Origin of the sequence: Micromonospora sp. DT46 (assembly GCF_049841735.1) — a bacterium.
Taxonomy (GTDB): Bacteria; Actinomycetota; Actinomycetes; order Mycobacteriales; family Micromonosporaceae; genus Micromonospora; species Micromonospora reichwaldensis.
Map to the genome: position 1 here is coordinate 84,781 of NZ_JBNCKW010000008.1, position 25,864 is coordinate 110,644.

Sequence of the window (25,864 nt, forward strand, 5' to 3'; positions counted from 1 at the left end):
CCCGCGCCGGCGGTCAGGCGGCGCGGGCGGCGGCCAGCGCGGCGGCCATCGCCGCCCGGGGCGCGGCGACGCCCGTGAAGTGCTCGAACTGGCCCACCGCCTGGGCCAGGAGCAGGTCGAGGCCGGAGACGATCCGGCAGCCGGCCGCCTCGGCCGACGCGGCCAGCGGCGTCGGCCACGGGTCGTAGAGCGCGTCGAAGAGCACCGTGCCGGGCCGCCAGTCCGCCGCGACGGCCAGCGGGTCGGCGACTCCCTTCGGCACGGTCGAGATCACCACGTCGGCGCCGAGGTGGGTCGCCGCGTCGTCGTCCCAGGCCGCCGCGCGCATCGGCACGTCGACGGCGCGGGCCACCGGGCGCAGCTCCTCGACCGCCGCCGGGCGGCGGGCCACCACGGTCACCGCGCGGGCGCCGAGCCGCCCCGCCGCGGCCACCGCCGCGCGGGCGGTGCCGCCCGCGCCCAGCACCGTCACCGTCGCGCCAGAACGCACCCCGGCGTCGGTGAGCACCTCGACCATGCCGACGACGTCGGTGTTGTCGGCGTACCAGGAGCCGTCCGGTCGGCGTACCAGCGTGTTGGCGGCGCCGGCGGCGGCGGCCACCGGCGAGACCTCGGCGGCCACCGCGAGCGCCGCCTCCTTGCCCGGCATGGTCACCGACAGCCCGGCCCACTCCGGGCCCAGGCCGGCGACCACGTCCGGCAGCTCCGCCGCCGCGCACTCGATCCGGGTGTACGACCACCCGGTCAACCCCGCCGCCGCGTAGCCGGCGTTGTGGATCACCGGCGAGAGGGAGTGCGCGATCGGCGTGCCGAGCACCCCCGCCCGCCGTGCGGCCGTCATCAGATGACGCCGTTCTCCCGGGCCTTCGCCTCGTTCTTCAGCTGCTCGTCGTAGGTCTCGGCGAACTCCGTGGTCCCCTTCTTGTCGACCGCCACGAACCAGAGCCACTTCCCCACGGGCGGGTCCATGGCTCCCGCCATGGCTTCCTTGCCCGGGTTGTTGATCGGTGTGGGGATCATTCCCCGCAGCTTGCGGCTGTACGGGTTCTTCGTGTCGAGGAGTTCTTCCTTGGTCATCTCGGCGGAGGTCTTGGTCTTCTGCCCGGTCAGCTCCAGGTAGTAGTTGACCGTGACGTCCATCTCCAGGCAGTTGCACGGGAACTCGCCGTAGGCCCGGTTGTAGGCGACCCGGGCGACCTTGCCCAGGTCCTCCTTGCGGCCTGCCTCGGCCTGCGCCAGCGACGCCACGATCAGCGCCTCGTACGGGCTGATCTTGCGCTCCTTCTGCACCCGGTCGGCGAACTCCATCTCACCGGCCACGCTGAGGAAGTTCTCCACCATCAGCTCGATGATGGTCTCGGCGGTCGCCTTCGGCGGGATCTCGTAGGTGTCCGGGTAGAGGAAGCCCTCGATCGACGGCTTGACCTTCTTGTTGTCGGTGCGCTTGAACCACCAGTCCGGCACGCCCCGCGCGAGCGGATCCTTCGCCGCCGCCTCGAAGTCCTTCACCGGGATCTTGGTTTCCTTGGAGAGCAACTGGTAGATGTTCTTCGCCGTCCGGCCCTCCGGGATGGTGACCCCGTTGACGATCCGGTTCTTCGAGTCGAGCATCGCGGTGACCGCGCTCTCGCCGCTCATCTGCTTGCGCAGCTTGTACGTGCCCGGCTGGATGTTCTTGCTGCGGGCGTTGCCCTCGGCGGCCTCGATGAACGCTTTGGCGCTCTTCACCACGTCGGCGGCGACCAGCGCGTTGGCCATGTCGGCGATCAGCGCGCCCTGCTTGATCTCGACCGTCACCTCACCGGTGCCCGCGCCGTCGTAGTCGGGGGTCACGAAGTAGCTCTGGACGCGGTCGAAGCCGTAGAAGGCACCGCCGCCGATGCCGCCCAGCAGGACGATGGCGAGCAGCAGGGCCAGGACCGTCTTGCCCCGCCCGCCACCGCCGCCGGAGCCGTCCTTGCCCTTGCGCTTGCGCACCGCGCCGCGCCGGTGCTTGCCCTTCTCCCCCCGGTCCTGCTCGTCGAACCCGAGGTCAAGATCGTCCATCATCGCGTCCGCCTCCGCTGCGCGTCCAGCCAGCTCTGCAGAATCTCCACCGCGGCAGCCTGGTCGACCACCGCTCGTTGCCGTTTTCCTCGGACCCCACGCTCGGCAAGCCTACGAGACGCCACGACCGTGGACATCCTCTCGTCGGTGAGCGCCACCGGAACGGGCGCTATTACATCAGCCAGTCGGCCAGCGTACGCCTTCACGTGTACGGCGGCGGGACCGTGCTTGCCGGCGAGATTGACCGGAAGGCCGACGACTATCTCCACCGCCTCGTGCTCGGCCACCAGCGCGGCGAGCGCGACGATGTCGGCCGGCACCGCGTCCGGGGCGGCGGTGAGGTCGCGGGCGAGGGTCACCAGCGGGGTGGCCAGCACGCCGTGCGGATCCGAGCGGGAGACCCCCACCCGGACCTGCCCGACGTCCACCCCGAGCCGGACACCCCGGGACAACTCACTCACGGTCGGTGACTCCCCCTGAAACGGCGAACCAGGGCGGACCACGCGGGTCCGCCCTGGCCGCTACGAGCACGTATCACGCGTCGGCGATCGCCTTCTCGACCGTGCGGAGCAGGTTCGGCGCCTCGGCGGCCGGCAGGCCGCCGCCCTGGGCCAGGTCGGGGCTGCCGCCGCCGCGCCCGGAGAAGGCCGCCTTGACCAGGTCCGACGCGGCCAGGCCCCGGCTGCGCGCCGCCGGGTTCACCGCGACGACCAGCGACGCCTTGCCGTTGGCCCGGGCCGCCACCGCGACGACCGCCGGCCGCGCCGGGTCGATCTTGCCCCGGACCTCCTGGGCGAGGGTACGCACGTCGTTGCCGGCCGCGCCCTCCGGCGCCTCGGTGCCCACGTACGCGACCCCGCCCACGTCCTTGGCCTGCGCCGCGAGCGCCGCCGCGCCACCGAGCACCAGCTGGGCCCGCAGCTTCTCCAGCTCCTTCTCGGCGTCGCGCAGCTGCGTCACGGTCTGCTCGACCCGGTCGGCGACCTGGTCGTTGGGCACCCGGTACAGCTCGGCGAGGCGGGAGACCAGCAGGTGCTCCCGGGCCAGGAAGTTGAAGGCGTCCATGCCGACCAGGGCCTCGACGCGGCGCACCCCGGAGCCGATCGACGACTCGTTGAGGATCTTCACCAGGCCGAGCTGGCCGGAACGGGAGACGTGGGTGCCGCCGCACAGCTCGCGGGCGTAGTCGCCGACCTCGACGACCCGCACCTCCTCGCCGTACTTCTCGCCGAAGAGCGCCATCGCGCCGATGCGCCGCGCCTCCTCCAGCGAGGTGATGAAGGCGTGCACCTCCAGGTCGGCCAGGAGCACCTCGTTGACCTGCTGCTCGACGTCACGCAGCACGCTCGGTGCCACCCCCGTGGGGGTGTTGAAGTCGAAGCGCAGCCGACCCGGGGCGTTCAGCGAACCGGCCTGGGTGGCGGACTCGCCGAGGAAGTTGCGCATCGTCTGGTGCACCAGGTGCGTCGCCGTGTGCGACCGGGAGATCGCCCGCCGGCGGGTGATGTCGATCTCGGCGTAGCCGGTCTCCCCCGCCCGCACCTCGCCCCGCAGCACCCGGGCGCGGTGCACGATCAGGCCGGGCACCGGCTGCTGCACGTCGAGCACCTCGACCTGGCCGCCACCGACGGTGATCATGCCGAGGTCGGGCTGCTGCCCGCCGCCCTCGGCGTAGAACGGGGTGGCGTCGAGCACCAGCTCGATCGTGTCGCCCTCGACCGCCGCCTGGCGGGGGCCGTCGACGCCGAGCACCGCCCGCACCGTCGACTCCCGGGACACCTCGCCATAGCCGGTGAACCGCACCGGGCCGCCCGAGTCGAGCACCGACCGGTACGCCGACAGGTCGGTGTGCCCGGTCTTGCGCGCCTGGGCGTCGGCCTTGGCGCGCGCCCGCTGGTCGGCCATCAGCCGGCGGAAGCCCTCCGCGTCGACCGCCAGGCCCTGCTCGGCCGCGATCTCCAGCGTCAGGTCGATCGGGAAGCCGTACGTGTCGTGCAGCTGGAACGCCTTCTCACCCGACAGCGCCGGCTTGCCGGCGGTGCGGGTCTCCGCGATGGCCGTGTCCAGGATCGTGGTGCCGGCCCGCAGGGTGGACAGGAAGGCGTCCTCCTCCGCGTACGCGTAGTCGGCGATCCGGTCGAAGTCGGCGGCCAGCTCCGGGTACGACGGGGCCATGCAGTCCCGGGCCACCGGCAGCAGCTCGGGCAGCGCCCGCTCCTGCCAGCCCAGCAGCCGCACCGACCGGATCGCCCGGCGCATGATGCGGCGCAGCACGTAGCCGCGCCCCTCGTTGCTCGGGGTGACCCCGTCGCCGATCAGCATCAGCGCCGTACGCACGTGGTCGGCGATCACCCGCAGCCGCACGTCGTCCGGGTGCGACTCGCTGGCGACGTGGCCGGAGTGTGCGCCGTAGCGCTTGCCGGTCAGCTCGGCGGCCCGGTCGAGGATCGGCCGGACCTCGTCGATCTCGTAGAGGTTGTCGACGCCCTGGAGGATGGAGGCCATCCGCTCCAGGCCCATGCCGGTGTCGATGTTCTTCGCCGGCAGGTCACCGAGGATCGGGTAGTCCTCCTTGCCGGTGCCCGGGCCGCGCTCGAACTGCATGAAGACGAGGTTCCAGAACTCCATGTAGCGGTCCTCGTCGACCGCCGGGCCACCCTCGCGGCCGTACTCCGGGCCTCGGTCGTAGAACAGCTCGGAGCACGGGCCGCACGGGCCGGGGATGCCCATCGACCAGAAGTTGTCCGCCTTGCCCCGGCGCACGATCCGCTCGGTCGGCACCCCGACCGAGCGCCAGATCTCGAACGCCTCGTCGTCGTCGAGGTAGACCGTCGGCCAGATCCGCTCCGGGTCCAGGCCGAACCCGCCCTGCTCCTGGGACTTGGTGACCAGGTCCCAGGCGAGCGGGATCGCCCCGTCCTTGAAGTAGTCACCGAAGGAGAAGTTGCCGTTCATCTGGAAGAACGTGCCGTGCCGGCTGGTCTTGCCGACCTCGTCGATGTCGGGCGTACGGATGCACTTCTGCACGCTGACCGCCCGCCGGTACGGCGGGGTCTGCTGCCCGAGGAAGTAGGGCACGAACTGCACCATGCCGGCGTTGACGAACAGCAGGTTCGGATCGCTGATGGCGGGCAGCGGAGCGGACGGCACCACGGTGTGGCCGTTCGCCTCGAAGTGGGCGAGGTACCGCCGCTTGATCTCCGCCGTCTTCATCGCTGGTGTTCCTCCGGAAAGATCTCTCGGTCGCCGATGCGCGGGTCCTCCCGCAGCTCGGCGAACTGGTCGTCGAACGCCTCGCCCTGGGCGAACGCCTCGTGGATCTCCTGCTCGCGCTCGGCCATCGCGATCCGGACGTCCTCCACGAAGCTACGCAGCGACTCCGCCAGCCCGCCAGCGGATTCGGTCACCGTGCTGGCGATGCCGGCCGGGGTGTACGCCTGTGCGGTGCGGGTGGCCTTGCGGACCACCACCACGCCGACGGCCAGCCCGATGCCGAGCCAGAACAACCGCCTCATCTCCGAAGCTCCTCCTGGTCGTGCCGGATCAGCGGTTGCCGCGCTTGGCGGCCCGCCGCTGCTGCTTGATGGTGTCGCGCACCTCGCGCTCGGTCTCGGCGTGCCGCCGGGCGGAGGCGGCCTTGCGTACGCCGTAGCCGAAGGCGGCCACCTTGACCAACGGGTTGGCGGCGGCGGCGGAGACGACAGTCGCCAGGTTCGCGACGTTGGCGGTGACGTTCTGCGCGTGGCTGGTCATGGTGTCGACCTTGGCGAGCTGGAGGTTGACCCCGTCGAGGGAGGTCTGCACCTGCTCCAGGGCGGTGTTGACGTTCTTCACCGTGGTGTTCACGTCGCCCAGCAGCGGCGCGGTCCGGTCGTTCAGGTCGTTGATCATCCGGGTGGTGGCGTCCACGGTGTGCCGCAGCCGCAGGATGGGCAGCGTCAGGATCAGCACCAGCATCGCGAACGCGATCGCCGCGATCAGCGCCGCGACCTCGAAAAAGCCCACGCCTGTCCTCCTCAAGCAGAGTTCCGGGAGCCCGACGCCCCCGGAACGCGCGACCGTCCTGCCCACACCGCCGTCCGGCACCCGCGAGGGGCCGGCGGGGGCTGGCGGTCCGCCAGCCCCAGACCCTACCGTCCGTGATGGAAACCGGCTCAGGACGGTGAGGGTGTCGGCGTCGCGAGCGGATCCTCGCTGACCGTCGGGAAGGGATCCTCCCCGGTGAGTGACGGGTCGGTGGTGGGCTGGGGCCGGGTCCGCTCGTCGTCGATCGCGTTGCGGACCTTCACCGACACCAACGAGCCGGAGCACTGCTCCGCAGCGGTCGCCGGTTCGGGCGACGGCACGACCGCCGGTTCCCCGTCCACCGGCGGCGGCACGCAGGCGGGCTCGCGTACCCACAGGTCGAGGGTCAACTCGTCCCGGCGCCAGCACGTGTAGCTCCCCTTCGCGGGTTGCTCGGGGCAGCGGCTCACCTTCCACGGCTGCCAGCCGTCGTCGGTCAGCGCCCGCTCGTAGACCTGTGCCGTCTCCGCCGGCGGCCGCTCGGAGGTGGCCGTGCGTTCGCGGAGCCGGCAGTCGAGCAGGCACCATCGGCTGCCGCTGACGTCGTCGACGGTCTGCGCCGCCGCCCAGCCCGGCACGTCCAGCTCGTCGAGGGTGTCGAAGACCGGATCGCGGCTGAGCGTACGGATGCCGAAGTAGAGCGGGACCGCGCCGAGCAGCACCACGCTGACCAGGGCGAGGATACCCATCCGCAGCCGCCGCCGCTCACGCATCCGGCGGCGCAGCTCGGACCGCGCGCCGCGCAGCCCGCCGGGGCCGGCCGCGTCGTCGTCCGGCGACTCCGGCTCCGCGGGTCGGCGCAGCGCCGGTCCGTCCGCCGGCTCGACGGGTGGTACGACAGCCGCGGCGGCCCGCGCCACCACCGGCTCGCCCGCGGCCCCCGGCGGTGGCACCGGCGCAACTCCGGACGGCTCGGGCCGCCCCGGCTCGCGGTGCGGCGGGATCGCCCGACCGGCGGCGCGGTCCTCGGGCCCGGGGCGGGGCGCCGGGGCGGCCGCCCGGGCGACGCCGGACGGAGCGCCGGGGCCGGGTCGGGGGCCCGCGCCGGACGTCGGCTCGGGCCGGTCCCGCCCGACGGCCGGCGGCCGGGCGGCACCGGAACCCGCGCCGGGCCGGACCGGGCCCGGCGCAGTGGCGGCCGGGCCGGAGGAGGTCTGTTCGGCTCCCCCCGGTACGGCCGGGTGTGTCCCCGGACCGGCGGGACCCGACGGGCCGGGCCCGGGCCGGCGCGGGCCGGGCGGCGCGCTCAGATTCGCGGCGGCCGGGGACGGCCCGGCGACGGACGCCGCGCCGGCGGCCCCGGAGGGCGGTGCGACGGGCCGCGCGGCACCCGCCGGGCCGGCGTCGGGACGCGCGGCGCCCCGGACGGGACCCGCCAGGCCAGGGTCGGGACGCGCGGCGCCCCGCGCCGGACCCGCCAAGCCAGGATCGGGACGCGCGGCGCCCAGGGCAGGACCCGCCAGGCCAGGATCGGGACGCGCGGCGCCCAGGGCAGGACCCGCCAGGCCAGGATCGGGACGCGCGGCACCTCGCGCGGGACCTGCCAGGCCAGGGTCGGGACGCGCGGGACCCGCCACGCCGGCGTCGGGACGCGCGGCACCCCGCGCGGGACCCGCCAGGCCAGGATCGGGACGCGCGGCACCCCCCGCCTGACCCACCAGGCCAGGATCGGGACGCGCGGCACCCCGCGCGGGTCCGGCCGGGGGCAGGTCGGAGTGGGTCCGGCCGGCCGGGGTCGGGGCGCCGGGCGGCGGCGGTGCACCGGCCGGCGTGGGGCGGGCGGCGCCCCGGGCCGGCGGCCCGGGGTGTGGGGTGTCGGCGGGCCGGGGCGGCTCGGCGGCGGGTCGGGCCCGGCCCCTCGGCCGTCCGGGCTCGGTGGCGTCGGTGGGTCGCGGCGGCTGCGCGCCGGGCCGCGCCCGGCCTGCCGGGACGTTGCCGGTCTCGGCGCCGCGCGGCTCCGGCCCGGGCGGCACCGGCGAGGGCCCGCCCGCAGCGGGCGGCACCGACCGCTTGACCGTCGGCAGGGCGGGGTCGGTGTGGTGTGCCCGGCCGGCCTGCCGCAGCCAGTCGGCGGGGCGCTCCGGTCGGCCGGCCCGGGAATCACCGGGCCGGCGCCGCCCCGCTTCCCCGTCGGCCGGGCGCGGCGGGTTCTCCGCCTCGTCCGGGGCCGCGGGGCCGCCCGGGGGCGGGACCACCCCGGCGTCCGCACGGCGCGCGGGGGGCTGACCGCCCGTGGCGCGTCCGGCCCGGCCGGAGGTCTCGTCGTCGCCGGCCGCACGCCGGCCCCGACCCGCGACCTCGACGTCGTCGGGTACGGCGCGTCGGCCGCGCGGGGCGGAACCGTGCGGCGGCTGCACCCCGACGCCGGGAGGCGCGGCGGGCGCACCGGGCACGGGCGGGGCGTTGCCGGAGCGCGGTACCGGCGGGGCGTCGCCGGAGCCGGGCACCGGCGGGGCATTGCCGGAGCGCGGTACCGGCGGGGCACTGCCCGGGCGGGGTGCCGGCGGCGCGTCCTCCTCGGCGGCGCGGCGTCGGCCGGCCGGCGCACCTGGGTGTCGGCCCCGGTCGGTGCCGTCGCCGTCGGGCATTGGCGGGGCGGCCGTCGGCACGGATCCGGTGCCGTCCGTCGGGACGGGAACGCCGGCGTCGACCGGGCCCCGCCGCATCCGGCCGGACCGGGGGTCACGTCCGTCGGCGGGGGTGCCGCGCAGCTCGCCGGTCGGCGGACCGGCGGGCGGCTGGGGGGTGCCGGGGGCCGGGACGCCGACCCGGGCGGCGCCCACGGCACCGCCGGGCCGCCCGGGGGCGGCCGGTGGCGGCGTACCGCCCGGCACCGCCGCGCGGCCGTCGGGGCGCCGACCGGCCGGGTGCGGCGTGTCCGGGTGTGGGGGCACCGGCGCACCGGGACGCGGTCCGGTCGGCGTGCCGGCGTGAGCGCCGGGGGGCGGCCCGACCTGCGGGCCGGCGACCGGACCGGGCTGCGGCCCGGTCCGCGGCTCGGCCTGCGGAGCCGACGGGAAGCCGCCCTGCGGATGCGGTGCGGAACCCCGCTGGGGGCCGGCCGGCGGGGTCGCCTGCGGGCCCGTCGCGGTGCCGGCCGGTGCGCCCGCCGGCGGAATCGCCTGCGGACCCGTCGGGGTGCCCGGAACGGGGCGTGGCCGCCGGTCCGGGCCGTCCGGGCCCGGTTGCGGACGACCGGCCGCCGGGGGCCGGCGGACGGGCTGGTGCGGGGGGACGGCCTCGGGGGCGGCGGGGCCGGCCGGCCGGGGTGGTTCCGGCGCACCGGGCCAGGGTCCGTCCACCGGGCGGGAGCGCGGCGGCTCGGCCTCGGCGCGGCGCACCGGGGGTGCGGCGGCCGGACCGGGGCCACGGTGGGGCGGCAGCCCGGCGGGGCCGGGAGCCGTCGGGTCACCCGGACGGGGACCGGGAGGCGAGGCGGGTTCCAGCCCGCCCGGCCCCAGCTCGGTGCGCTGCTGCTTGGCCGAGCGCAGGTCGTCGATCCAGCCGAACTCCTCGCCGCTGATCGGCTCCTCGGGCTCGGCCTCGGCCTTGCCCCGCCCCCAGCGGCGCCCCTTGGCGCGGGAGTCGCGCCGCTCTTCGGGGCCGTCCTCCGGTCGCTCCGAACCACGCGATTTCACTACTGACCCTCCCCGGCGGTGTCACTGCCGCCCTCTCGCGCCGCGTCGGCGCCGCCCGTGTCCGTCTGCTGGCGGCCGTTGTCCGCCGAACCGCTCCCGACCCCCGCTGCCGAGGGCGCGGCCGGCGCGGGCAGCCCCCGGACGATACGGCGCAGCAGCGGCAGCCGGGTGGCGACCGAGCGCTCGGCGCCGTGCTGGCTGGGCCGGTAGTAGTCGGTGCCGGCGAGGTCGTCGGGGGCGTACTGCTGGGTGACCACGCCGCGCTGGTCGTCGTGCGGGTAGCGGTAGCCGGTCCCGTGGCCCAGCCCCTTGGCGCCCGAGTAGTGCGCGTCGCGCAGCCCGCGCGGCACCGGCCCGCCCCGGCCGGCCCGCACGTCGGCGATGGCCGCACCGATCGCGGCGGTCGCCGAGTTGGACTTCGGCGCGGTGGCCAGGTGGATCACCGCCTGGGCGAGGTTGAGCTGCACCTCGGGCAGCCCGACGTACTCCACGGCGTGGGCGGTGGCGGTGGCCACGCTCAGCGCGGACGGGTCGGCCATGCCGACGTCCTCGCTGGCGAAGATGACCAGGCGACGGGCGATGAACCGGGCGTCCTCGCCGGCGACCAGCATCCGGGCCAGCCAGTGCAGCGCGGCGTCCACGTCGGAGCCGCGCATGCTCTTGATGAAGGCGCTGGTGACGTCGTAGTGGGCGTCGCCGGCCCGGTCGTAGCGCACGGCCGCCACGTCGACCGCCTGCTCGGCGGTGGCGAGGTCGATCCGCCCGGCGCCGAGGGCCGTGGCGGAGCCCGCCGCCGCCTCCAGCGCCGTCAGCGCCTTGCGTACGTCGCCGGACGCGAGGCGTACGAGATGGTCCTCCGCCTCGGTTTCGAGGGTGAGCGCGCCGCCGAGGCCGCGCTCGTCGGCGACCGCGCGGCGCAGCAGGTCGCGCACCGCCGCGTCGTCGAGCGGCTGGAGGGTGAGCAGCACGCACCGCGACAGCAGGGGCGAGATGACCGAGAAGTACGGGTTCTCGGTGGTCGCCGCGAGCAGCGTGACCGTGCGGTCCTCGACGGCGGCGAGCAGCGAATCCTGCTGGGTCTTGCTGAACCGGTGCACCTCGTCGATGAAGAGCACCGTCTGCGGGCCGCCGGAGCGGCGCTGGCGGCGGGCGGTCTCGATCACCGCGCGCACGTCCTTGACCCCGGCGGTGAGGGCCGACATGGCGACGAACCGGCGGTCCGTGGCCCGCGCCACCAGGTGCGCGATGGTCGTCTTGCCGCTGCCGGGCGGGCCCCAGAGGATGACCGACATCGGCGCCGTGGCCGAGACGAGCTGGCGCAGCGGGGCGCCGGGCGCGAGCAGGTGATCCTGACCGACCAGCTCGTCGATGCTGCGCGGGCGCATCCGGACGGGCAGCGGCGAGTCCTCCCCCACCGCGGTGAACCCGTCCACACCGACGGAACCCGCGGGCGTGGGGGGCGCTCCGGCGGGTTCACCGAGGGAGAAGAGGGCGTCGGACTCCATCAGGGGAACAGTACAAGGCCCGGCCGACGGCGCCGGAAGCGCGCCGTCGGGCCGGGCCCTTGATGATCGATTACGGTCAGCCGCGGCCGGGACGACGGCCCCGGTACCAGCGGCCGCCACCGCCGCCGCCACCGCCGCGCGGGCCCCGGCCGACGCCGGCCAGGTACAGGGAGAGCAGCAGCAGGCCGATCAGTACGAGGGTGTTCCAGTTGAACAGGTCCGGGGCACCGAAGTTGGTGTCCAGCAGGTCGATGAGCAGGGCGAAGCCGAAAACGACCGCCGCGAGAATGGCGAGCATGACGTTCCTCCGGTGGGGGTTCCCAGTGGGTCGGCGCGGGATGTACCCAATCGGTCCGCTCGCCAATCTCCACCGTGGAGCAGCCCCGTCTCCGGTCAGCTTCGGCGGCGGCCGGAGACCGGGGTCCGCCGGCAGGAGGCCGGAGACGGTCCTAGGCTTGCTGACATGATCATCGCCGACCAGGTCATGGAGGGGCGGGACGCCATCCTGGCGGCCGCCGGTCACCACCCGTACGTCCGGCACGCGCTCGCCCGCGACGAGGTGCCGCGCGGCTGGCGGCGCGACGACGCGGTGGGCTGGCTGCTGCCGGCGGAGCACGGCCCGCGCGGCGGCGCGATCGGCGCCCCCGGGCCGGCGGTCGAGGTCTTCGCCGACCAGGTCGCGCGGGGCGCGCTCCGGCCGGGCCAGTGGCTGCACCTGCCGCGGCTCGACCCGGCGGCGCTGCCCGGCCGGCTGGCGGTGGCCCGGCACGACGAGTGGGACTTCCTCTGGAGTGCCGCCGCGCCGCCGCGCCAGCCCGACGAGGAGCGGGTGGTCCGGCTCACCGGGGCCGACCATCCCGCGCTGACCGCCCTGATCGACGAGGCGTTCCCGAGCACCACCTCGCGACCGGGCGACCCGAGGATCGTCGACTGGTACGGCATCCGCGACGGCGACCGGATCGTCGCCTGCGGCGCCGACCGCAGCCGGGGCGACATCGGCTTCCTCGCCGGACTGGCCGTCGCCCCCGACCGGCGGGGGCGGGGGCTGGGCGCGGCGCTGACCGCCGCCATGACCCGGGCCCTGCTCGCCCGCCACGACACCGTGGCGCTCGGCGTCTACAGCGTCAACGTCGGGGCGATCCGGCTCTACCGGCGGCTCGGCTTCACCGGCGCCCTGGCCCGCAGCTCGGTGCACCTGGCCTGAGACGTGCGGCACGGCCCCGGTCGGCGCGGGGACCGTCGCTCGCGCATCGTTGCGGCCCCGGCATGGTCCCGGCCCGCACCGCCGGGGCGACCGCCCGCCGCCCCGGCGGAAGTCAGGCGGACGCTTCCCGACCGCCGTCGGCGTTCCCGCTCGTCATGGCCATGTCAGCGGCGCGATCCGCGGGCCGCACCGGATCGGCGGCGCCGTGCCTGACCGGGCCAGACCGCCTCCGCCGCTCGGCCCGCCAGGCGGGCAGGTAGAGCGGGGCGGCGACGGCCAGCACCACGGCACCGACGAACATCGCGAGGCTGATGCTGGTGCGGTCGGCCAAGGCGGTCAGGACGACGGCGCCGAGCGCTCCGGCCGGCTGGCCCATCATCGAGTTCAGCGAGATGACACTGGTCCGGTAGGGACCGTCGACCTGACGGTGCAGCAGCCCCATGTGCAGCGGGTTCGACGCGCCGTGCACGGCGTAGCAGGCCAGGAAGGCGATCAGCACCCCGACCGGGCCGGCGAAGAGGCCCATCCCGACGACCGTGACGCCTTGCAGGACACGCAGCAGCGCGGCACTGGGTGCGGCGCCCAGCCGGCGCAGCATCAGCGGGGTCAGCGCGGCGCCGGCCGCGTTCGCCAGCCAGGCCACCGAGGTGGCCGGGCCGAGCAGCGCCGCCGCCCGGTCGGCATCGCCGACGACCTCCGCGAGGCGGACCGGCAGCAGCGACTCGAAGGTGACCATGCCGAAGCCCCAGAACAGCTCCACGGCCACCAGGGCCAGCAGCACCCGGGAGCGGCGCAGCAGCCCGAACGCCTGCCCCACCATCCGGGGCGCCTCGGTGATCGAGGCGCGCAGCGCGCCGGCGCCCTTGGCCGAGCGGGTCTCCACCAGCAGGATCAGCAGCGCGACCAGCGCCACCGTCTGAAGGGCGATGGCAGCGAGCACCGGCAGGGTCAGCGCGCTCACCGGCCCGATCGGGCCGAGTGCGACCAGGCCGCCGCTCAGCAGCGCGCCGGCACCGATGGCGATGCCGATCACGGTGCCGGCGTGGCCGAGACCGGGCTCGTACTCGGCATCCGGGTCGGCGGCGAGGGTGGCGTCGACGTACCAGGACTCCAGCGGGCCGCTGTCCAGCGCCCGGTAGACGCCCTGCAGGGCCCAGGAGAGGAAGAAGAGCCAGAACGAGTCGGCCACCGCGAAGACGGCGAGCGAGATCACGCAGGTCACCCAGGCGGTGACCAGCACGGGCTTGCGGCCGAGCGCGTCGGCGAACCCGCCGGTGGGCAGTTCCAGCGCGAGGACGATCAGACCCTGCGCGGTGGCGACCAGGCCGATCTGGGAGAGCGAAAGGCCGCGTTCCTGCATCAGCAGGATCATCACGGGGATGAGCAGGCCGGAGGGGAGCCAGCGCAGGCCGTAGAGCGCGAGGTAGCGACGCCGGATCTGGCGTACGGAGAGGGTGCTCATCGGTCCTCCTCGGACAACGGGTCTGCGAGCCGCATGTCCGCCAGCATCGGGAAGGCGGCGAGGTAGATCTGCACCTGCTCCGCACCCGGCTCGGCCGGGTCCGCCTCGCTGTGGAACCGCTCCAGGACCCGCCACAGCTCGGCCGTGAGCGCCGCGAGCCGGTCCGGAGGGACGGTCATGAAGACGTCGCCCATGCCGAGGGCGTCACGCCAGGCCGGCGAGTACCCGTGGCGGACGGCGAACCAGTGCTCGGCGTGCTGGACGAAGTAACGGACCTGGTCGCCTTCGATCCACTCGATGGCCGCCCGGGCGTCCGGGTCGTCGTCGAAGTCGCTGGGCTCCCAGTTGGTGACGTCGTGCGCGGCACGCCAGAACCGCTGCCGCCCGGTGCCGAGGTCCGGGTCCTCCACGACGAGGCCGACCTCGGCGAGCTGACGCAGGTGGTAGCTGGTGGCCCCGGTGTTGGTGCCGAGCAACTCGGCGAGGCGGGTGGCGGTCGACGGGCCCTTGATCCGTAGCGCGCCGAGCAGCCGCATCCGCAGCGGGTGTGCCAGCACCCGCACCTGCCGGTGGTCGATCCGGACCTCGCGAGCCGGTTCACGGGCGGCCGAAGGATTCTCCATTCCTGCACAATATCTGTGCACACTTTCTGTGCACAAGAGTTGTGCACAGAAAGTGTGCGTCGACGACGGCGACCGCACCCGGCACGGGCAGGGCTCCCGGGCGGGTCAGCGGGTGAGTAGTTCGCGCACCCCGCGCAGGCGGGTGCGGAGCAGCCCGGCGGCGCGGGTGGAGTCGAGGCGCACCTCCGCGGGACGGAGCACGCCGGCAGCGGCGCCGGTGGTGGTCTTCATGCCGGCCGGGTCGATGCCGGAGTGCGCGGCGACCAGCAGGCCCAGTTCCGCGCGGCTGACCGCGTCCGGACCGGCCACGTTGAGCGGGCCGGCACAGTCGGTACGGAGAAGCTCCAGCACGGCGGCGGCCAGGTCGGTGACGTCGACCGGACAGCGCAGTTCGTCGGTGAACAGGCTCGCCCGGCCGGCGAGCGCGTCGTGGCAGAGCTGGATCTGCTTGCTCCCCTCCCCGACGATCAGCGAGGTACGCACCAGCGCCGCGCCCGGGTCGAGGACGCGGACGGCAGTCTCGGCCGCGGCCTTGGCCGCCCCGTACGGGAAGATCGGGCTGGGCGGCTCGTCGTCGGCGTACGGCTCCGGGCGGCCGGCGTGCACGGCGTCGCTGGACACGTGCACGAGCCGCGCCCCCGCCTCGGCGGCGGCGTACGCGACGTGGGCGGCCCCGTCGGCGGTCACCGCCCAGTCGCCGTACCGGTAGGGGGTGCCGACCACGGCTTCGGGGCGGACCCGGGCGACCAGCTCGCGCACGGCGGCCCGGTCCGTCACGTCGAGCCGGCGCGTCTCGACGCCCGGCACCTCGACCCGACCCGAGTGGTACGTCCCCACCACCGACCAGCCGGCACCCACCGCCTGCCGGCACACCTGGGCGCCCAGAAACCCACTGCCCCCCACCACGAGCAGCCTCATGTCCCGCCCCCCTCCTTCTTCCCTCCCCCGGACGATCAAGAGGTTTGCGTCATCTCCTCGAGCAGATCATGACGCAAACCTCTTGATCGACACACGAGGGCGAGCCGGGGCGGAGGCCCCGGCTCGCCCTCGGAGGGAAGGTGGGCGGGGTCAGGTGGGGTCGGCTACCGGGGCGGCCGGGCCGGCCGTGCCGGTGTGCGGGGCGGCCTGCGGCTTCGGCTTGGCGTCGATGCCGGCCTCGGTGCGCTGCTGGCCGGTGATCGGCGTGGGCGCGCCGGTCAGCGGGTCGAAGCCGCCCCGGGTCTTCGGGAAGGCGATGACCTCGCGGATCGAGTCCGCCCCGGCGAGCAGCATGCAGACCCGGTCCCAGCCGAAGGCGATGCCGCCGTGCGGCGGAGCGCCGTACTTGAACGCCTCCAGCAGGAAGCCGAACTTGTCCTGCGCCTCCTCGGGGGTGATGCCGAGCAGCTCGAAGACCCGCTTCTGCACGTCACCCCGGTGGATACGGATCGAGCCGCCACCGATCTCGTTGCCGTTGCAGACGATGTCGTACGCGTACGCCAGCGCCCGGTCCGGCGCCTCCTCGAACCGGTCGACCCACTCGGCGTTCGGCGAGGTGAACGGGTGGTGCACGGCCGTCCAGCCGCCCTCGTCCGTGCGCTCGAACATGGGCGCGTCGACCACCCAGCAGAACGCCCAGGCGCTCTCGTCGACCAGGCCGGCCCGCTTGGCGATCTCGATCCGGGCCGCGCCGAGCAGCTCCTGCGCCTCGCGGGTGTTCGTGCTGGCGGCGAAGAAGACCGCGTCGCCCGGCTTCGCGCCGACCGCGTCGGCGAGCCCGCCCAGGTGCTCGGCGGAGAGGTTCTTCGCCACCGGCCCGCGCGCCTCGCCGGTCTCGGCGTCGAGCACCACGTACGCGAGGCCGCGCGCGCCGCGCGCCTTGGCCCAGTCCTGCCAGCCGTCGAGTTCCTTGCGGCTCTGCGACGCGCCGCCGGGCATGACGACCGCGCCGACGTAGCCGCCCGCGTCGATCGCGCCGGCGAAGACCCGGAACTCGGTGCCGCGCAGGTAGTCGGTCAGCTCGGTCAGCTCGACGCCGTAGCGCAGGTCGGGCTTGTCGGAACCGTAGCGGGCCATCGCGTCGTGCCAGGTGATGCGCGGGATCGGCCGGGAGATCTCGTGGCCGGCCAGGTCCTTCCAGAGCGCCGAGACGATCGCCTCGCCGAGGTCGATGACGTCGTCCTCGGTGACGAAGGACATCTCGATGTCGAGCTGGGTGAACTCCGGCTGCCGGTCGGCGCGGAAGTCCTCGTCGCGGTAGCAGCGGGCGATCTGGTAGTACCGCTCCATGCCGCCGACCATCAGCAGCTGCTTGAACAGCTGCGGCGACTGCGGCAGCGCGTACCAGCTGCCGGGCTGAAGGCGCACCGGCACCAGGAAGTCGCGGGCGCCCTCCGGGGTGGACCGGGTCAGCGTCGGCGTCTCGATCTCCAGGAAGTCCCGCTCGTGCAGCACCGTGCGGGCGAGCTGGTTGGCGCGCGAGCGCAGCCGCATCGCCTTCGCCGGGCCGCTGCGGCGCAGGTCGAGGTAGCGGTAGCGCAGCCGGATGTCGTCGCCGGCCTCGACCTGGTCGTCGACGGGCAGGGGCAGCGGCGCCGCCTCGGAGAGCACCTCCAGCTCGGCGGCGGTCACCTCGATCTCGCCGGTCGGCAGCTCCGGGTTCTCGTTGCCCTCGGGGCGGCGGGTCACCTCGCCGGTCACGCGGACGCAGAACTCGTTGCGCAGCGCGTGCGCGTCCTCCTCGCGGAACACCACCTGGACCACGCCGGACCCGTCGCGCAGGTCGACGAAGATCACGCCGCCGTGGTCGCGCCGGCGGGCCACCCACCCGGCGAGCGTCACCGTGGTGCCGGCGTCCGTCGCGCGCAGGCTGCCGGCGTCATGGGTACGGATCACGACTCGCGTCTCCTCATCTGCGGTACAGCGTTACCCCTGGCATTCTGTCAGCCCTCCCCCGCCCCCCGTTGCGGGGTGAGGGGGAGGCGGGGTTCGGCCGGCGACGCAGATCCGTCCCCCGCTACAGCCCGATGTCCCAGGCGTGCGCGGTCAGCACCACCGTCCCGTCGTCGTTGACGTCGGTGACCTGCACCAGCGCCATCTTCCAGGTGTCGCCGCGCTCCCGGGCGTCGCTCAGGGAGGTCCGGACGCACAACACCACGCCCTTGCGGGCGGGAACGTTGATGTCCGTGCCGATGGCACCCTTCGCGATCCGGTCGTCGCAGTCGGCGGCGCTGAGCGTCGCGGCGTCGACCTGGGCGCCCCTCGCCCTGCTGGCCAGGTTGAAGTACGACGAGTCGCCGCCGCAGCGGGCGGTGAACCGGAGCTCCTCGCCGTTGCTGACCCGCACCTCGGGCTTGTCCAGGTCGATATCCAGGTCGCTGCCGCAACTGGCCCGCAGCGTGAGGCGCTCGTCGACGTACTTCTCCTTGACCGGGGCCCGCGGGTCGAGGGTGGGTTCGGCGCTCCCGCTGAGGCTCGGCTCCGGTGGCGGCGGTTCCGCCCCGGTCGTCGCCGGCGCCGGCGCGGTCGACGTTCCCGCCGGCTCGCCGGAGCCCGGCCGCTCGTCCACCCGGCCCGCGCCGGCCGCCCGGGCGATGTCCCGGGCGTCGTTGGCCTGGTCGAGCGCCCGCAGCGACAGCACCGTGGCGAGCAGGCCGAGCAGGACGGCCAGTGCGGCGGCCCCGACGGCAACCTGGGGCCAGCGGCTGCCACCGCGCGGCTTCGGCGCGGCCGAGCCGCCCGGGCCGGGAGGCGGCGGCAGCGGGGCGCCCTGCTGGTCCGAGGTCATCTCGTGGCTCCTCACGTCGGGTGGCCGTACAGCCGCCGCCCATGCCTGTTGCCGGGGCAACCGCCGGGCACGGGGCGCATTTATCCCAGAAATCGAGCAAGATCGCTGTCAGCAACCCGTCACCCGTTGGGGACGCGGCGTCACCGCCGAGCCGGGATAATGAACCGCCCCCATCGATCTTGTGCAGGTGAGCCCCCATGACCGAGCCGTCGACCGGCACGGACTCCCCCCGCCGCCGACGCGGTCTGACGCCCGGCGAGAAGACCGGTGCGGCGATCGGCCTGGCCAGCCTGCTCGTCGCCGTACTCGCCTGGCAGTGGCCCCGGCAGAGTCAGGACCCGCGGCCCACCCCGCCGCCGACCCCGTCCCGGGTGACCGCGAGCGCCACCGCGCCGGCCAGCACCCCGGCCACCCCCGGCAGCGTCGCCCCCGACCGGACGTACCTCGACGCGCTGACGCCCGAGACCGGCGCCGGCTACCTGCGACCGCTGCCGCGCGCGCTCGCCGGCCGGGCCGACCTGCCGCAGCCGGTCGTGCTCTCCTGCCCGAGCAACGACGGCGCGGACCGCGCCCGCTCGGTCAGCTACCCGCTGAAGCGCCGCTACCTCGACTTCTCGGCCACCTTCCGGGCCTGGTACCCGCCGGGCCAGGATCCGGAGTCCCCCGTGCGGATCAGCGCCGTCGTGACCATCAAGCAGCCCGACGACACCCTGACCCGGCAGCCCCGACCGGGCCGCACGACCACCATGTCCCGACCGGCGGAGTCGCTGACCTTCTCCGTGGAGGGGGCCGACCTGCTGACACTGACCGTGGAGTGCGACCTCGGCGAGGGCCTCGCCGTCCTCACCGACGCCGGGTTCACCCGCTGACAGGAGTGCCGGGCGGAAGGACCCACGACGAGGTCAGTCACCCGCGTCGGCCGGCAGGAGGTGGTTCACCACGATCTTCCCGACGGTGAGCGCCCGGGCCCGTTCCTCGATCCCCCGGTCGGCGCCGGTGAGCCGGCCCCCGTGCTGGCGCAGGTGCTCCTCCCATGACGGCACCTGGTAGACCTCGACGAAGCCGTCCTTGCGTTCGCCCGGGCGGAACAGGCCCCAGCGCATCGCCCCCGTACGCCGTCGGGACCTGCCCACCAGGCGCATCGCCGCGACGAACTCCGCCTGCCGCTCCGGCGGCACCGTGTAGGAGACGGTCACCAGCACCGGCCCGCCGCGTGGGTCCGCGGGCAGCGTCAGGTGCGGCTCCGGCCACCAGACGGCCGGGTCCCGGTCGAGGCCACGGGTCTCGCGCAGCGGCCAGAGCGGTACGGTCACCGCGCCGACCGCCATCGTCCCGGCCGCCGCGGCGAGCGCCACCACGAGGCTGGTCAGCTCGCCGAGGGCACCCCAGGCGACCGCGCCGAGCGCCTGCCCGCCGGCGAAGACCATCTGGTAGACGGAGAGGCCGCGGGCGCGTACCCAGCCGGGCAGGAAGAGCTGCATGGCGGCGTTGACGCTGGACAGCACCGTCATCCAGGCCATGCCGGCGGGCACCAGGGCCAGGGCGACCGGCACCGGGCCCGGCGCCAGGGCGAGCACCGCCAGGACGGCGGCGTAGACCAGGCCGGCCAGCAGCAGGAGCCGGTTGGTGGTGAGCGCCAACCGGATCCGGGGCAGTACGAGGGCGCCGGCCACCGCACCGACGCCGAGCGCGGCGAGCAGCACGCCGTACCCGCCCGCGCCCAGGTGCAGGCGGCGGCTGGCGACCAGGGGCAGCAGGGCCCACAGTGCGCTGCCCGGCACCACGAACAGTGCGGCGCGCAGCAGGATCCGGCGGACCACCGGCGAGTGCCGCACGTACCGGCCGCCGGCGCGCAACGCGGCGGTGAACCGCTCCGGCAGGTCGTCGGCGCCGGCCCGTTCCGGCCGCCAGCGCAGCAGCGCCAGCGCGAAGACGGTGAACGACACCGCGTTGACGGCGAAGACGGTGGCGACGCCGGCCCGGGCGACCAGCACCCCGGCCACCGCCGGGCCGACCGCGCGGGCCAGGTTCACGCTGATCGACCCGAGCGCCGAGGCCGAGACGAGCTGGGAGCGGGGCACCAGTTCGGGGATGACCGCCTGCCAGGCCGGCAGGGTCAGCGCCTGCCCGACGCCGAGGGCGAACGTCAGGGTGAGCAGCAGCGCCGGCGGCATCCGGTCGGCGGCGGTGAGGCCGGTCAGCAGTACGCCGACGGTGGCCAGGAAGAACTGCACCCCGATCAGCAGCCGTCGGCGGTCGAGGGTGTCCGCCAGCGCGCCGGCAGGCAGGGCGAGCAGCAGCACGGGCAGCATGCTGGCGGTCTGCACCAGCGCCACCAGGGTCGAGGCGTTGGCTTCCTCGACGAGCAGCCACTGGGCGCCGACGGTCTGCATCCAGGTGCCCACGTTGCTGGCCAGGACCGCCAGCCAGAGGCTGCGGAACGCGGCGAGCCGCAGCGGGGCCCAGGCGGACGTGACGGCGTCGGCGGGCGGGGTCGGGGAGGCGCTCACCGACCGGAACGTACCCCGGCCCGCCCGCTTGAGTCCGGCGAACCGCTCCGGGCACACGGACGGGCCGCCGGGATCACCCGGCGGCCCGTTGCGGTGCGATCGATCAGAAGATGCTGACGCCGTAGCGGCTCAGCGCCTCGCCGACCGGCTGGAAGTAGGTCGTGCCGCCGGTGCGGCAGTTGCCGCTACCACCGGAGGTCAGGCCCAGGGCGATGGTGCCGCTGAACAGCGAGCCGCCGCTGTCGCCCGGCTCGGCGCAGACGTTGGTGCGGATGAGGCCGGAGACCGAGCCCTCGGCGTAGTTCACCGTGGCGTTGAGCGCGGAGACCGAGCCGCTGCGCAGGCCGGTGGTGCTGCCGGAGCGCTGCACCGACTGGCCGACGTAGGCGTTGCCGGCGGCGGTGATGTCCCGGAAGCTGCCGTTGTAGAGGGAGACGTTGCCGGCGGCGTTGGCGGAGTTGTTGTGCCGCACGATGCCGTAGTCGTTGCCGGGGAAGCTGGTGCCGGTGCGGCTGCCCAGCAGGCTGGTCTGGGCGGAGTTGCTGTACCAGCTGGCCGAGATGTTGGTGCAGTGCCCGGCGGTCAGGAAGTAGTAGGTGCTGCCGCTGCGGACGTTGAAGCCGAGCGAGCAGCGACCGCCGCCACCGGCGTAGATGGCCTGGCCGCCGGAGATCCGGGTGCCGAGCACGCCGGCCTCGGCCTCGATCCGGATCGCGCCGTTCATCCGCTCGGCGGCGGCCTTGACGCGCTCCAGCTTGGCGCCGGTGACGGTGCTGTCGACGGAGACGACGACCTGGTTGGTGGCCGGGTCGGTCCACCACGCGGTGCCGGGGATCTTGGCGGAGCGGTCCAGCTCCGAGGTGGCCCGGGCCAGCTCGCTGGCGCCGCGCTTGACGATCTTCGGGGTGGCGCCGGCGGCACTGACCTGCCGGGCGGCGAGCGCGTCGGTCACGGTGACGACCATCTTGCCGTTGGCGTCGGCGTACGTGCCGGCGGACCGGTCGCCGAGGCGCTCGGCCAGGCCGGCGGCGGCGTCGGGCGAAGCGAACGAGGGTGCGGCCTGGGCGGGCGCGCCGATCAGCGAGCCGGCGACCATGGCGCCGGCCGCGGCGACGACGGCGGCACGACGGAGCGAGGACCTCGTGGGTCGCATGCAACAACCTCCAGAAGGGGTGACAGACCCGCGCCGGGGCGACACGAGCCGGGAGCAGCCCTGCCGATCTGGGGGTACCGGCCGAGCACACTGAAGTATTCACATACTTGAGTTCGTATGCAAGACCCGGCTTTGTCCTTTTCGCCCCAGCTGCCACGGTCATCGGCCCGAAACATCGTGGACACAGGCGTACGTCTATACGCTTCGCCTACCGTCCCACCATCCGGTACGCGCGACCCGGCGGCCCCCATGACGTCACCATGCTGATCGGCGCCGACGGCACCCGTCGCGGCCCTGGCCGATCCGCCCACCGACGGACGGTCAGCCGGCGCGGCGGCGCGCTCCGGGCCCCGGCCGCGGCACCACGTCGCGCGGCCGGTCGACCTCGTGCCCGCGCTCGCAGCGCAGCTCGACGCGGACCTCCGCGCCGCAGTCGCGGTGCGCGACCGTCAGCGGCGAGCCCTCCGGGTCGGCCAGGTAGCGGTCCCCCCAGCCGAGGACGGCGACCAGCACCGGCCACAGGTCGAGCCCCATCCCGGTCAGCCGGTACTCGTGGCGCTCCCGACTGCCGGGCTCCCGGTAGGGCTCGCGCCGCAGGACGCCGCGCTCCACCAGCATCGCCAGCCGGCTGGCCAGCACCTGCCGGGGCACGCCGGTGCGCACCCGCATGTCGTCGAAGCGGCGGACGCCGTTGAAGACCTCGCGCAGGACCACGAGGGTCCACCGCTCGCCGAGGATCTCCATCGCGCGGGCGATGGTGCAGTTCTCCACCGACCAGTCCAGTGCCGCGGGTCTCATGCGCTCCAGGCTAGGTCTGATTGACAGACTCAGCAACGCGCTGCGAGGCTGGGTCCATGACACAGACGCAGGATCCGGCGCGCAGCCGTACCTTCTCGTGGTCCGACCCGGGCATCAACGCCGCGCACGTCGGCCGGCGCGGCGGCCTGGAACTGCTCCGCGCGATGATCGCCGGCGAGCTGGCGGCGCCGCCCATCATGCACCTGGTCGACATGTCCCGGATGGAGGCCGACGAGGGGTGGGTGGCCGTCGAACTCGTCCCGCAGGAGTTCCACTACAACCCGCTGGGCACCGTGCACGGCGGGGTCATCTCCACCCTGCTGGACACCGCCGCGGCGTGCGCGGTGCACACCACCCTGCCGGCCGGGGTCGGCTACACCTCGTTGGACCTGAACGTGAAGTTTCTGCGCCCGGTCACCGTCGCGAGCGGCACGCTGCGCTGCGAGGGCACCGTCCTGCAGAGCGGTCGCCGCACGGCCCTGGCGGAGGCGAAGCTGCTCGACGCGAAGTCGCGCCTAATCGCCCACGCCACCTCCACCTGCCTCCTCTTCCCCCTGGACCCCCCGCCCACCGAGTAGTCGATCATGCAGTTGTGGTGCCGGGACACTGGCGGTTCGCGGCTTCCATCCCCCGCCACAACTGCATGATCGACGAGGCGAGGGCGGCGGGGACGGGGACGGGTCAGCGGGCGGCCAGGCGGGCGGCCCGGGCGTCGCGCTTCTCCTCGAAGCGGGCGGCGGCGCGGTCCAGGTCGTCGAGGTGCGTCGCGATCTGGTCGCGGGCGGTCTCGCCGTCGGCGTCGAGCCCCGTCACGTTGAAGACGTCCCACTGGCGCAGCACCGGCGCCACCACCTCGTCGCGGTGCTGGCGCAGGTCGTAGATGCCGGCCAGGGCGATCGCCACGGACTTGCGGGCGAAGCCGTCGATGCCGTTGCCGGGCATCTGGAAGTCGGCCACCACGTCGGCGACCGCCCGCATCGCCTGGCTCGGCGCCAGCTCGAAGGCGGCGGCCAGCAGGTTGCGGTAGAAGACCATGTGCAGGTTCTCGTCGGCAGCGACCCGGGCCAGCAGCGCCTCGCAGGCCGGGTCGCCGGTGACCCGACCCGTGTTGCGGTGCGAGATCCGGGTGGCCAGCTCCTGGAACGAGACGTACGCCAGGGAGTGCAGCACCTCGTCGTCGTGGACGTTGGCGTAGCCGGCGGACATGTGCGTCATGCGGGCCCGCTCCAGCGCCACCGGGTCCACCGCCCGGGTGACGGTGAGGTAGTCGCGGATGGCGGTGCCGTGCCGACCCTCCTCGGCGGTCCACCGGTGCACCCACGTGCCCCAGGCGCCGTCGCGGCCGAACAGGGTGGCGATCTCGTGGTGGTACGAGGGCAGGTTGTCCTCGGTCAGCAGGTTGACGATCAGCGCGGTACGGGCCACGTCGGGGATCGTCGAGTCGCTCTCCGCCCACGCCTCGCCGCCCAGCGGCCCGTCGAAGGTGCGCCCCTCGCTCCACGGCACGTACTCGTGCGGGAACCACTCCTTGGCGACGGCCAGGTGCCGGTCGAGGTTCTTCTCGACGACGGGTGCCAGTTCGAGGAGCAGGGCGGTCTGGCTGAGTGCGGTCACGACGATCTCCCTACGGTGGCGTAACTTACGCCACCGTAGGTCCGATCGCGCGTACGCGCCAGTAATGTCTCAGCTGACCAGCGGCCTGAGGTCCGCCCGGGGCGGCGTCCACTCCCCCGCCGCGGCGGCGGTCTGCTCGCCGGAACGGATGTCCTTCACCTCGTCGGCCGCGCCGTCCACCCCGGGGAACCAGACGTACGGGATGCCCCGCCGCTCGGCGTAGCGGATCTGCTTGCCGAACTTCGCCGCGCTCGGCGACACCTCGGTCGGCACGCCCCGCGAGCGCAGCGCCTCGGCCACCCGGTTGCTGGCGGCGCGCTGCTCCTCGCTGGTCACCGCGACCAGGACGCAGGTCGGCACGTCCCGCGACACCGACAGCGCGCCGGCGCCGAAGAGCAGCCCCAGCAGCCGGGTCACCCCGATCGAGATGCCGACGCCCGGGAAGCGGGTGGCGCCGGCGCTGGCCAGGTTGTCGTACCGGCCGCCGGAGCAGATCGAGCCGAACCGCTCATAGCCGATCAGCTGGGTCTCGTAGACCGTGCCCGTGTAGTAGTCCAGGCCCCGGGCGATGCGCAGGTCGGCCACGCAGAGCCCCGGCGAGTGCGCGGCGGCCGTCTCCACCACCCGGACCAGCTCCTCGACCCCCTCGTCGAGCATCGGGTCGCTGACGCCCAGCGCGCGGACGGCGTCGGCGAAGGAGGCGTCCGGGGCGGAGATCTCCGCCAGCGACAGGACCGCCTTGGCCTGCGCCTCGCTCGCCCCGGCCGTCTGCGCCAGCAACTCGGCCACCCTCGCCGGACCGATCTTGTCGAGCTTGTCCACCGCGCGCAGGGCCGCCTCCGGGTCGGTCAGCCCGATGCCCCGGTAGAAGCCCTCGCAGATCTTGCGGTTGTTGACCTGGATGCGCACCGGCGGGATCGGCAGCGAGCGCAGCGCGTCGCCGATCACCAGCGGCATCTCCGCCTCGTGGTGCGGGGCGAGGGTGTCGCGGTCGACGATGTCGATGTCGGCCTGGAGGAACTCGCGGTAGCGCCCCTCCTGCGGCCGCTCGCCCCGCCACACCTTCTGGATCTGGTAGCGGCGGAACGGGAACTGGAGCTTGCCGGCGTTCTCCAGCACGTAGCGGGCGAACGGCACGGTCAGGTCGAAGTGCAGGCCGAGCGCGTCGTCGCCGGTCGGGCCGTCGGCATCGGCCTGGAGCCGACGGATCAGGTAGACCTCCTTGGAGGTCTCCCCCTTGCGCAACAGCTGGTCCAGCGGCTCCACCGCGCGGGTCTCCAGCGGGGCGAAGCCGTACAGCTCGAAGGTGTCGCGGATCTTGTCGAGGACGTACTGCTCGATCATCCGCTGCGCGGGCGTCCACTCCGGGAAGCCGGAGATGGGCGTGGGCTTGCTCATGATGGCTCCGTTCACAGTCCCGCGCGCCGGCGCGGGCAAAGGCTCGGTGCGGCCTTCGCCGGCCGCGTGACAAAGCTCGTGC

Annotated in this window: 22 protein-coding genes; 3 read left to right on the plus strand and 19 right to left on the minus strand. The window is 74.5% G+C overall.

Annotated elements, in window-relative coordinates; genetic code table 11:
- Nucleotides 1-13: 13 nt before the first annotated feature.
- From ACLQ20_RS22600 to ACLQ20_RS22640, 9 genes are all read right to left on the minus strand, one after another.
- Nucleotides 14-841, minus strand: a complete 828-nt coding sequence (locus tag ACLQ20_RS22600; RefSeq protein ID WP_425857624.1) for a shikimate dehydrogenase — start codon at nt 839-841, stop codon at nt 14-16.
- Nucleotides 841-2,049: an endolytic transglycosylase MltG gene (gene mltG, locus ACLQ20_RS22605; protein WP_151456030.1), complete on the minus strand. Its 1,209-nt coding sequence runs from the start codon at nt 2,047-2,049 to the stop codon at nt 841-843. Before mltG ends, ACLQ20_RS22600 begins: the two co-directional genes overlap by 1 nt.
- A complete protein-coding gene (gene ruvX, locus ACLQ20_RS22610; RefSeq protein WP_151456029.1) occupies nt 2,046-2,507 on the minus strand; it encodes a Holliday junction resolvase RuvX in 462 nt (153 codons plus the stop codon). Before ruvX ends, mltG begins: the two co-directional genes overlap by 4 nt.
- 73 nt (nt 2,508-2,580) lie before the next feature.
- Nucleotides 2,581-5,259, minus strand: a complete 2,679-nt coding sequence (gene alaS / locus ACLQ20_RS22615; RefSeq protein WP_425857626.1) for an alanine--tRNA ligase — start codon at nt 5,257-5,259, stop codon at nt 2,581-2,583.
- Entirely contained in the window at nt 5,256-5,561 is a 306-nt protein-coding gene (locus ACLQ20_RS22620; protein ID WP_132240143.1) for a hypothetical protein, read from the minus strand. Before ACLQ20_RS22620 ends, alaS begins: the two co-directional genes overlap by 4 nt.
- Nucleotides 5,562-5,589: 28 nt before the next feature.
- Nucleotides 5,590-6,051 (minus strand): DUF948 domain-containing protein, encoded by a 462-nt coding sequence (locus tag ACLQ20_RS22625; RefSeq protein ID WP_089000990.1) that lies wholly within the window; start codon nt 6,049-6,051, stop codon nt 5,590-5,592.
- Nucleotides 6,052-6,200: 149 nt separating this feature from the next.
- Nucleotides 6,201-6,824, minus strand: coding sequence for a hypothetical protein (locus ACLQ20_RS22630; RefSeq protein WP_327031190.1), 624 nt, complete (start codon nt 6,822-6,824; stop codon nt 6,201-6,203).
- Between the two features lie 2,924 nt (nt 6,825-9,748).
- Entirely contained in the window at nt 9,749-11,254 is a 1,506-nt protein-coding gene (locus ACLQ20_RS22635; RefSeq protein ID WP_425857628.1) for a replication-associated recombination protein A, read from the minus strand.
- Between the two features lie 76 nt (nt 11,255-11,330).
- A complete protein-coding gene (locus ACLQ20_RS22640; protein ID WP_089000992.1) occupies nt 11,331-11,552 on the minus strand; it encodes a hypothetical protein in 222 nt (73 codons plus the stop codon).
- A gap of 165 nt (nt 11,553-11,717) precedes the next feature.
- Here ACLQ20_RS22640 and ACLQ20_RS22645 point away from each other — a divergent pair, with 165 nt between their 5' ends.
- Nucleotides 11,718-12,458, plus strand: a complete 741-nt coding sequence (locus tag ACLQ20_RS22645) for a GNAT family N-acetyltransferase (protein ID WP_151457337.1) — start codon at nt 11,718-11,720, stop codon at nt 12,456-12,458.
- Between the two features lie 112 nt (nt 12,459-12,570).
- On the opposite strand, the gene ACLQ20_RS22650 is transcribed toward ACLQ20_RS22645, so the two are convergent.
- From ACLQ20_RS22650 to ACLQ20_RS22670, 5 genes are all read right to left on the minus strand, one after another.
- Complete coding sequence (locus ACLQ20_RS22650; RefSeq protein ID WP_425857630.1) at nt 12,571-13,920, minus strand: MFS transporter; 1,350 nt, start codon at nt 13,918-13,920, stop codon at nt 12,571-12,573.
- Nucleotides 13,917-14,543: a winged helix-turn-helix domain-containing protein gene (locus tag ACLQ20_RS22655; RefSeq protein ID WP_151457339.1), complete on the minus strand. Its 627-nt coding sequence runs from the start codon at nt 14,541-14,543 to the stop codon at nt 13,917-13,919. Before ACLQ20_RS22655 ends, ACLQ20_RS22650 begins: the two co-directional genes overlap by 4 nt.
- Nucleotides 14,544-14,648: 105 nt before the next feature.
- Nucleotides 14,649-15,461 (minus strand): SDR family oxidoreductase, encoded by an 813-nt coding sequence (locus ACLQ20_RS22660; RefSeq protein ID WP_425857631.1) that lies wholly within the window; start codon nt 15,459-15,461, stop codon nt 14,649-14,651.
- A gap of 150 nt (nt 15,462-15,611) precedes the next feature.
- A complete protein-coding gene (gene aspS / locus ACLQ20_RS22665) occupies nt 15,612-17,417 on the minus strand; it encodes an aspartate--tRNA ligase (RefSeq protein WP_358120784.1) in 1,806 nt (601 codons plus the stop codon).
- A gap of 121 nt (nt 17,418-17,538) precedes the next feature.
- Nucleotides 17,539-18,309, minus strand: a complete 771-nt coding sequence (locus tag ACLQ20_RS22670) for a hypothetical protein (protein ID WP_151456402.1) — start codon at nt 18,307-18,309, stop codon at nt 17,539-17,541.
- Between the two features lie 197 nt (nt 18,310-18,506).
- Here ACLQ20_RS22670 and ACLQ20_RS22675 point away from each other — a divergent pair, with 197 nt between their 5' ends.
- A complete protein-coding gene (locus tag ACLQ20_RS22675; protein WP_327027720.1) occupies nt 18,507-19,178 on the plus strand; it encodes a hypothetical protein in 672 nt (223 codons plus the stop codon).
- A gap of 33 nt (nt 19,179-19,211) precedes the next feature.
- On the opposite strand, the gene ACLQ20_RS22680 is transcribed toward ACLQ20_RS22675, so the two are convergent.
- From ACLQ20_RS22680 to ACLQ20_RS22690, 3 genes are all read right to left on the minus strand, one after another.
- Complete coding sequence (locus tag ACLQ20_RS22680) at nt 19,212-20,819, minus strand: MFS transporter (RefSeq protein ID WP_425857632.1); 1,608 nt, start codon at nt 20,817-20,819, stop codon at nt 19,212-19,214.
- Between the two features lie 103 nt (nt 20,820-20,922).
- Nucleotides 20,923-21,972, minus strand: coding sequence for a S1 family peptidase (locus tag ACLQ20_RS22685; protein ID WP_358120776.1), 1,050 nt, complete (start codon nt 21,970-21,972; stop codon nt 20,923-20,925).
- A gap of 321 nt (nt 21,973-22,293) precedes the next feature.
- Nucleotides 22,294-22,770, minus strand: coding sequence for a winged helix-turn-helix transcriptional regulator (locus tag ACLQ20_RS22690; protein WP_151457541.1), 477 nt, complete (start codon nt 22,768-22,770; stop codon nt 22,294-22,296).
- Nucleotides 22,771-22,826: 56 nt separating this feature from the next.
- Between ACLQ20_RS22690 and ACLQ20_RS22695 the strand changes: the two genes are divergently transcribed.
- A complete protein-coding gene (locus ACLQ20_RS22695) occupies nt 22,827-23,348 on the plus strand; it encodes a PaaI family thioesterase (protein WP_327027717.1) in 522 nt (173 codons plus the stop codon).
- 103 nt (nt 23,349-23,451) lie between these two features.
- Here ACLQ20_RS22695 and ACLQ20_RS22700 read toward each other — a convergent pair whose 3' ends face one another.
- Together ACLQ20_RS22700 and hisS are read right to left on the minus strand one after the other, a co-directional pair.
- Nucleotides 23,452-24,384 carry an acyl-ACP desaturase gene (locus ACLQ20_RS22700; RefSeq protein WP_425857635.1) on the minus strand — a complete coding sequence of 311 codons (933 nt, stop codon included), beginning with the start codon at nt 24,382-24,384 and terminating at the stop codon, nt 23,452-23,454.
- A 69-nt stretch (nt 24,385-24,453) separates the two neighbouring features.
- Nucleotides 24,454-25,782 carry a histidine--tRNA ligase gene (gene hisS, locus ACLQ20_RS22705; protein WP_358120772.1) on the minus strand — a complete coding sequence of 443 codons (1,329 nt, stop codon included), beginning with the start codon at nt 25,780-25,782 and terminating at the stop codon, nt 24,454-24,456.
- Between the last annotated feature and the right edge of the window lie 82 nt (nt 25,783-25,864).

What these genes read in the sequence shown, in the direction of transcription:
- ACLQ20_RS22600 (WP_425857624.1), bottom strand. Translation starts at nt 841, where the DNA reads ATGACGGCCGCACGGCGGGCGGGGGTGCTCGGCACGCCGATCGCGCAC.
- mltG (WP_151456030.1), bottom strand. Translation starts at nt 2,049, where the DNA reads ATGATGGACGATCTTGACCTCGGGTTCGACGAGCAGGACCGGGGGGAG.
- alaS (WP_425857626.1), bottom strand. Translation starts at nt 5,259, where the DNA reads ATGAAGACGGCGGAGATCAAGCGGCGGTACCTCGCCCACTTCGAGGCG.
- ACLQ20_RS22620 (WP_132240143.1), bottom strand. Translation starts at nt 5,561, where the DNA reads ATGAGGCGGTTGTTCTGGCTCGGCATCGGGCTGGCCGTCGGCGTGGTG.
- ACLQ20_RS22630 (WP_327031190.1), bottom strand. Translation starts at nt 6,824, where the DNA reads ATGCGTGAGCGGCGGCGGCTGCGGATGGGTATCCTCGCCCTGGTCAGC.
- ACLQ20_RS22635 (WP_425857628.1), bottom strand. Translation starts at nt 11,254, where the DNA reads ATGGAGTCCGACGCCCTCTTCTCCCTCGGTGAACCCGCCGGAGCGCCC.
- ACLQ20_RS22640 (WP_089000992.1), bottom strand. Translation starts at nt 11,552, where the DNA reads ATGCTCGCCATTCTCGCGGCGGTCGTTTTCGGCTTCGCCCTGCTCATC.
- ACLQ20_RS22645 (WP_151457337.1), top strand. Translation starts at nt 11,718, where the DNA reads ATGATCATCGCCGACCAGGTCATGGAGGGGCGGGACGCCATCCTGGCG.
- ACLQ20_RS22650 (WP_425857630.1), bottom strand. Translation starts at nt 13,920, where the DNA reads ATGAGCACCCTCTCCGTACGCCAGATCCGGCGTCGCTACCTCGCGCTC.
- ACLQ20_RS22655 (WP_151457339.1), bottom strand. Translation starts at nt 14,543, where the DNA reads ATGGAGAATCCTTCGGCCGCCCGTGAACCGGCTCGCGAGGTCCGGATC.
- ACLQ20_RS22660 (WP_425857631.1), bottom strand. Translation starts at nt 15,461, where the DNA reads ATGAGGCTGCTCGTGGTGGGGGGCAGTGGGTTTCTGGGCGCCCAGGTG.
- ACLQ20_RS22670 (WP_151456402.1), bottom strand. Translation starts at nt 18,309, where the DNA reads ATGACCTCGGACCAGCAGGGCGCCCCGCTGCCGCCGCCTCCCGGCCCG.
- ACLQ20_RS22675 (WP_327027720.1), top strand. Translation starts at nt 18,507, where the DNA reads ATGACCGAGCCGTCGACCGGCACGGACTCCCCCCGCCGCCGACGCGGT.
- ACLQ20_RS22685 (WP_358120776.1), bottom strand. Translation starts at nt 21,972, where the DNA reads ATGCGACCCACGAGGTCCTCGCTCCGTCGTGCCGCCGTCGTCGCCGCG.
- ACLQ20_RS22690 (WP_151457541.1), bottom strand. Translation starts at nt 22,770, where the DNA reads ATGAGACCCGCGGCACTGGACTGGTCGGTGGAGAACTGCACCATCGCC.
- ACLQ20_RS22695 (WP_327027717.1), top strand. Translation starts at nt 22,827, where the DNA reads ATGACACAGACGCAGGATCCGGCGCGCAGCCGTACCTTCTCGTGGTCC.
- hisS (WP_358120772.1), bottom strand. Translation starts at nt 25,782, where the DNA reads ATGAGCAAGCCCACGCCCATCTCCGGCTTCCCGGAGTGGACGCCCGCG.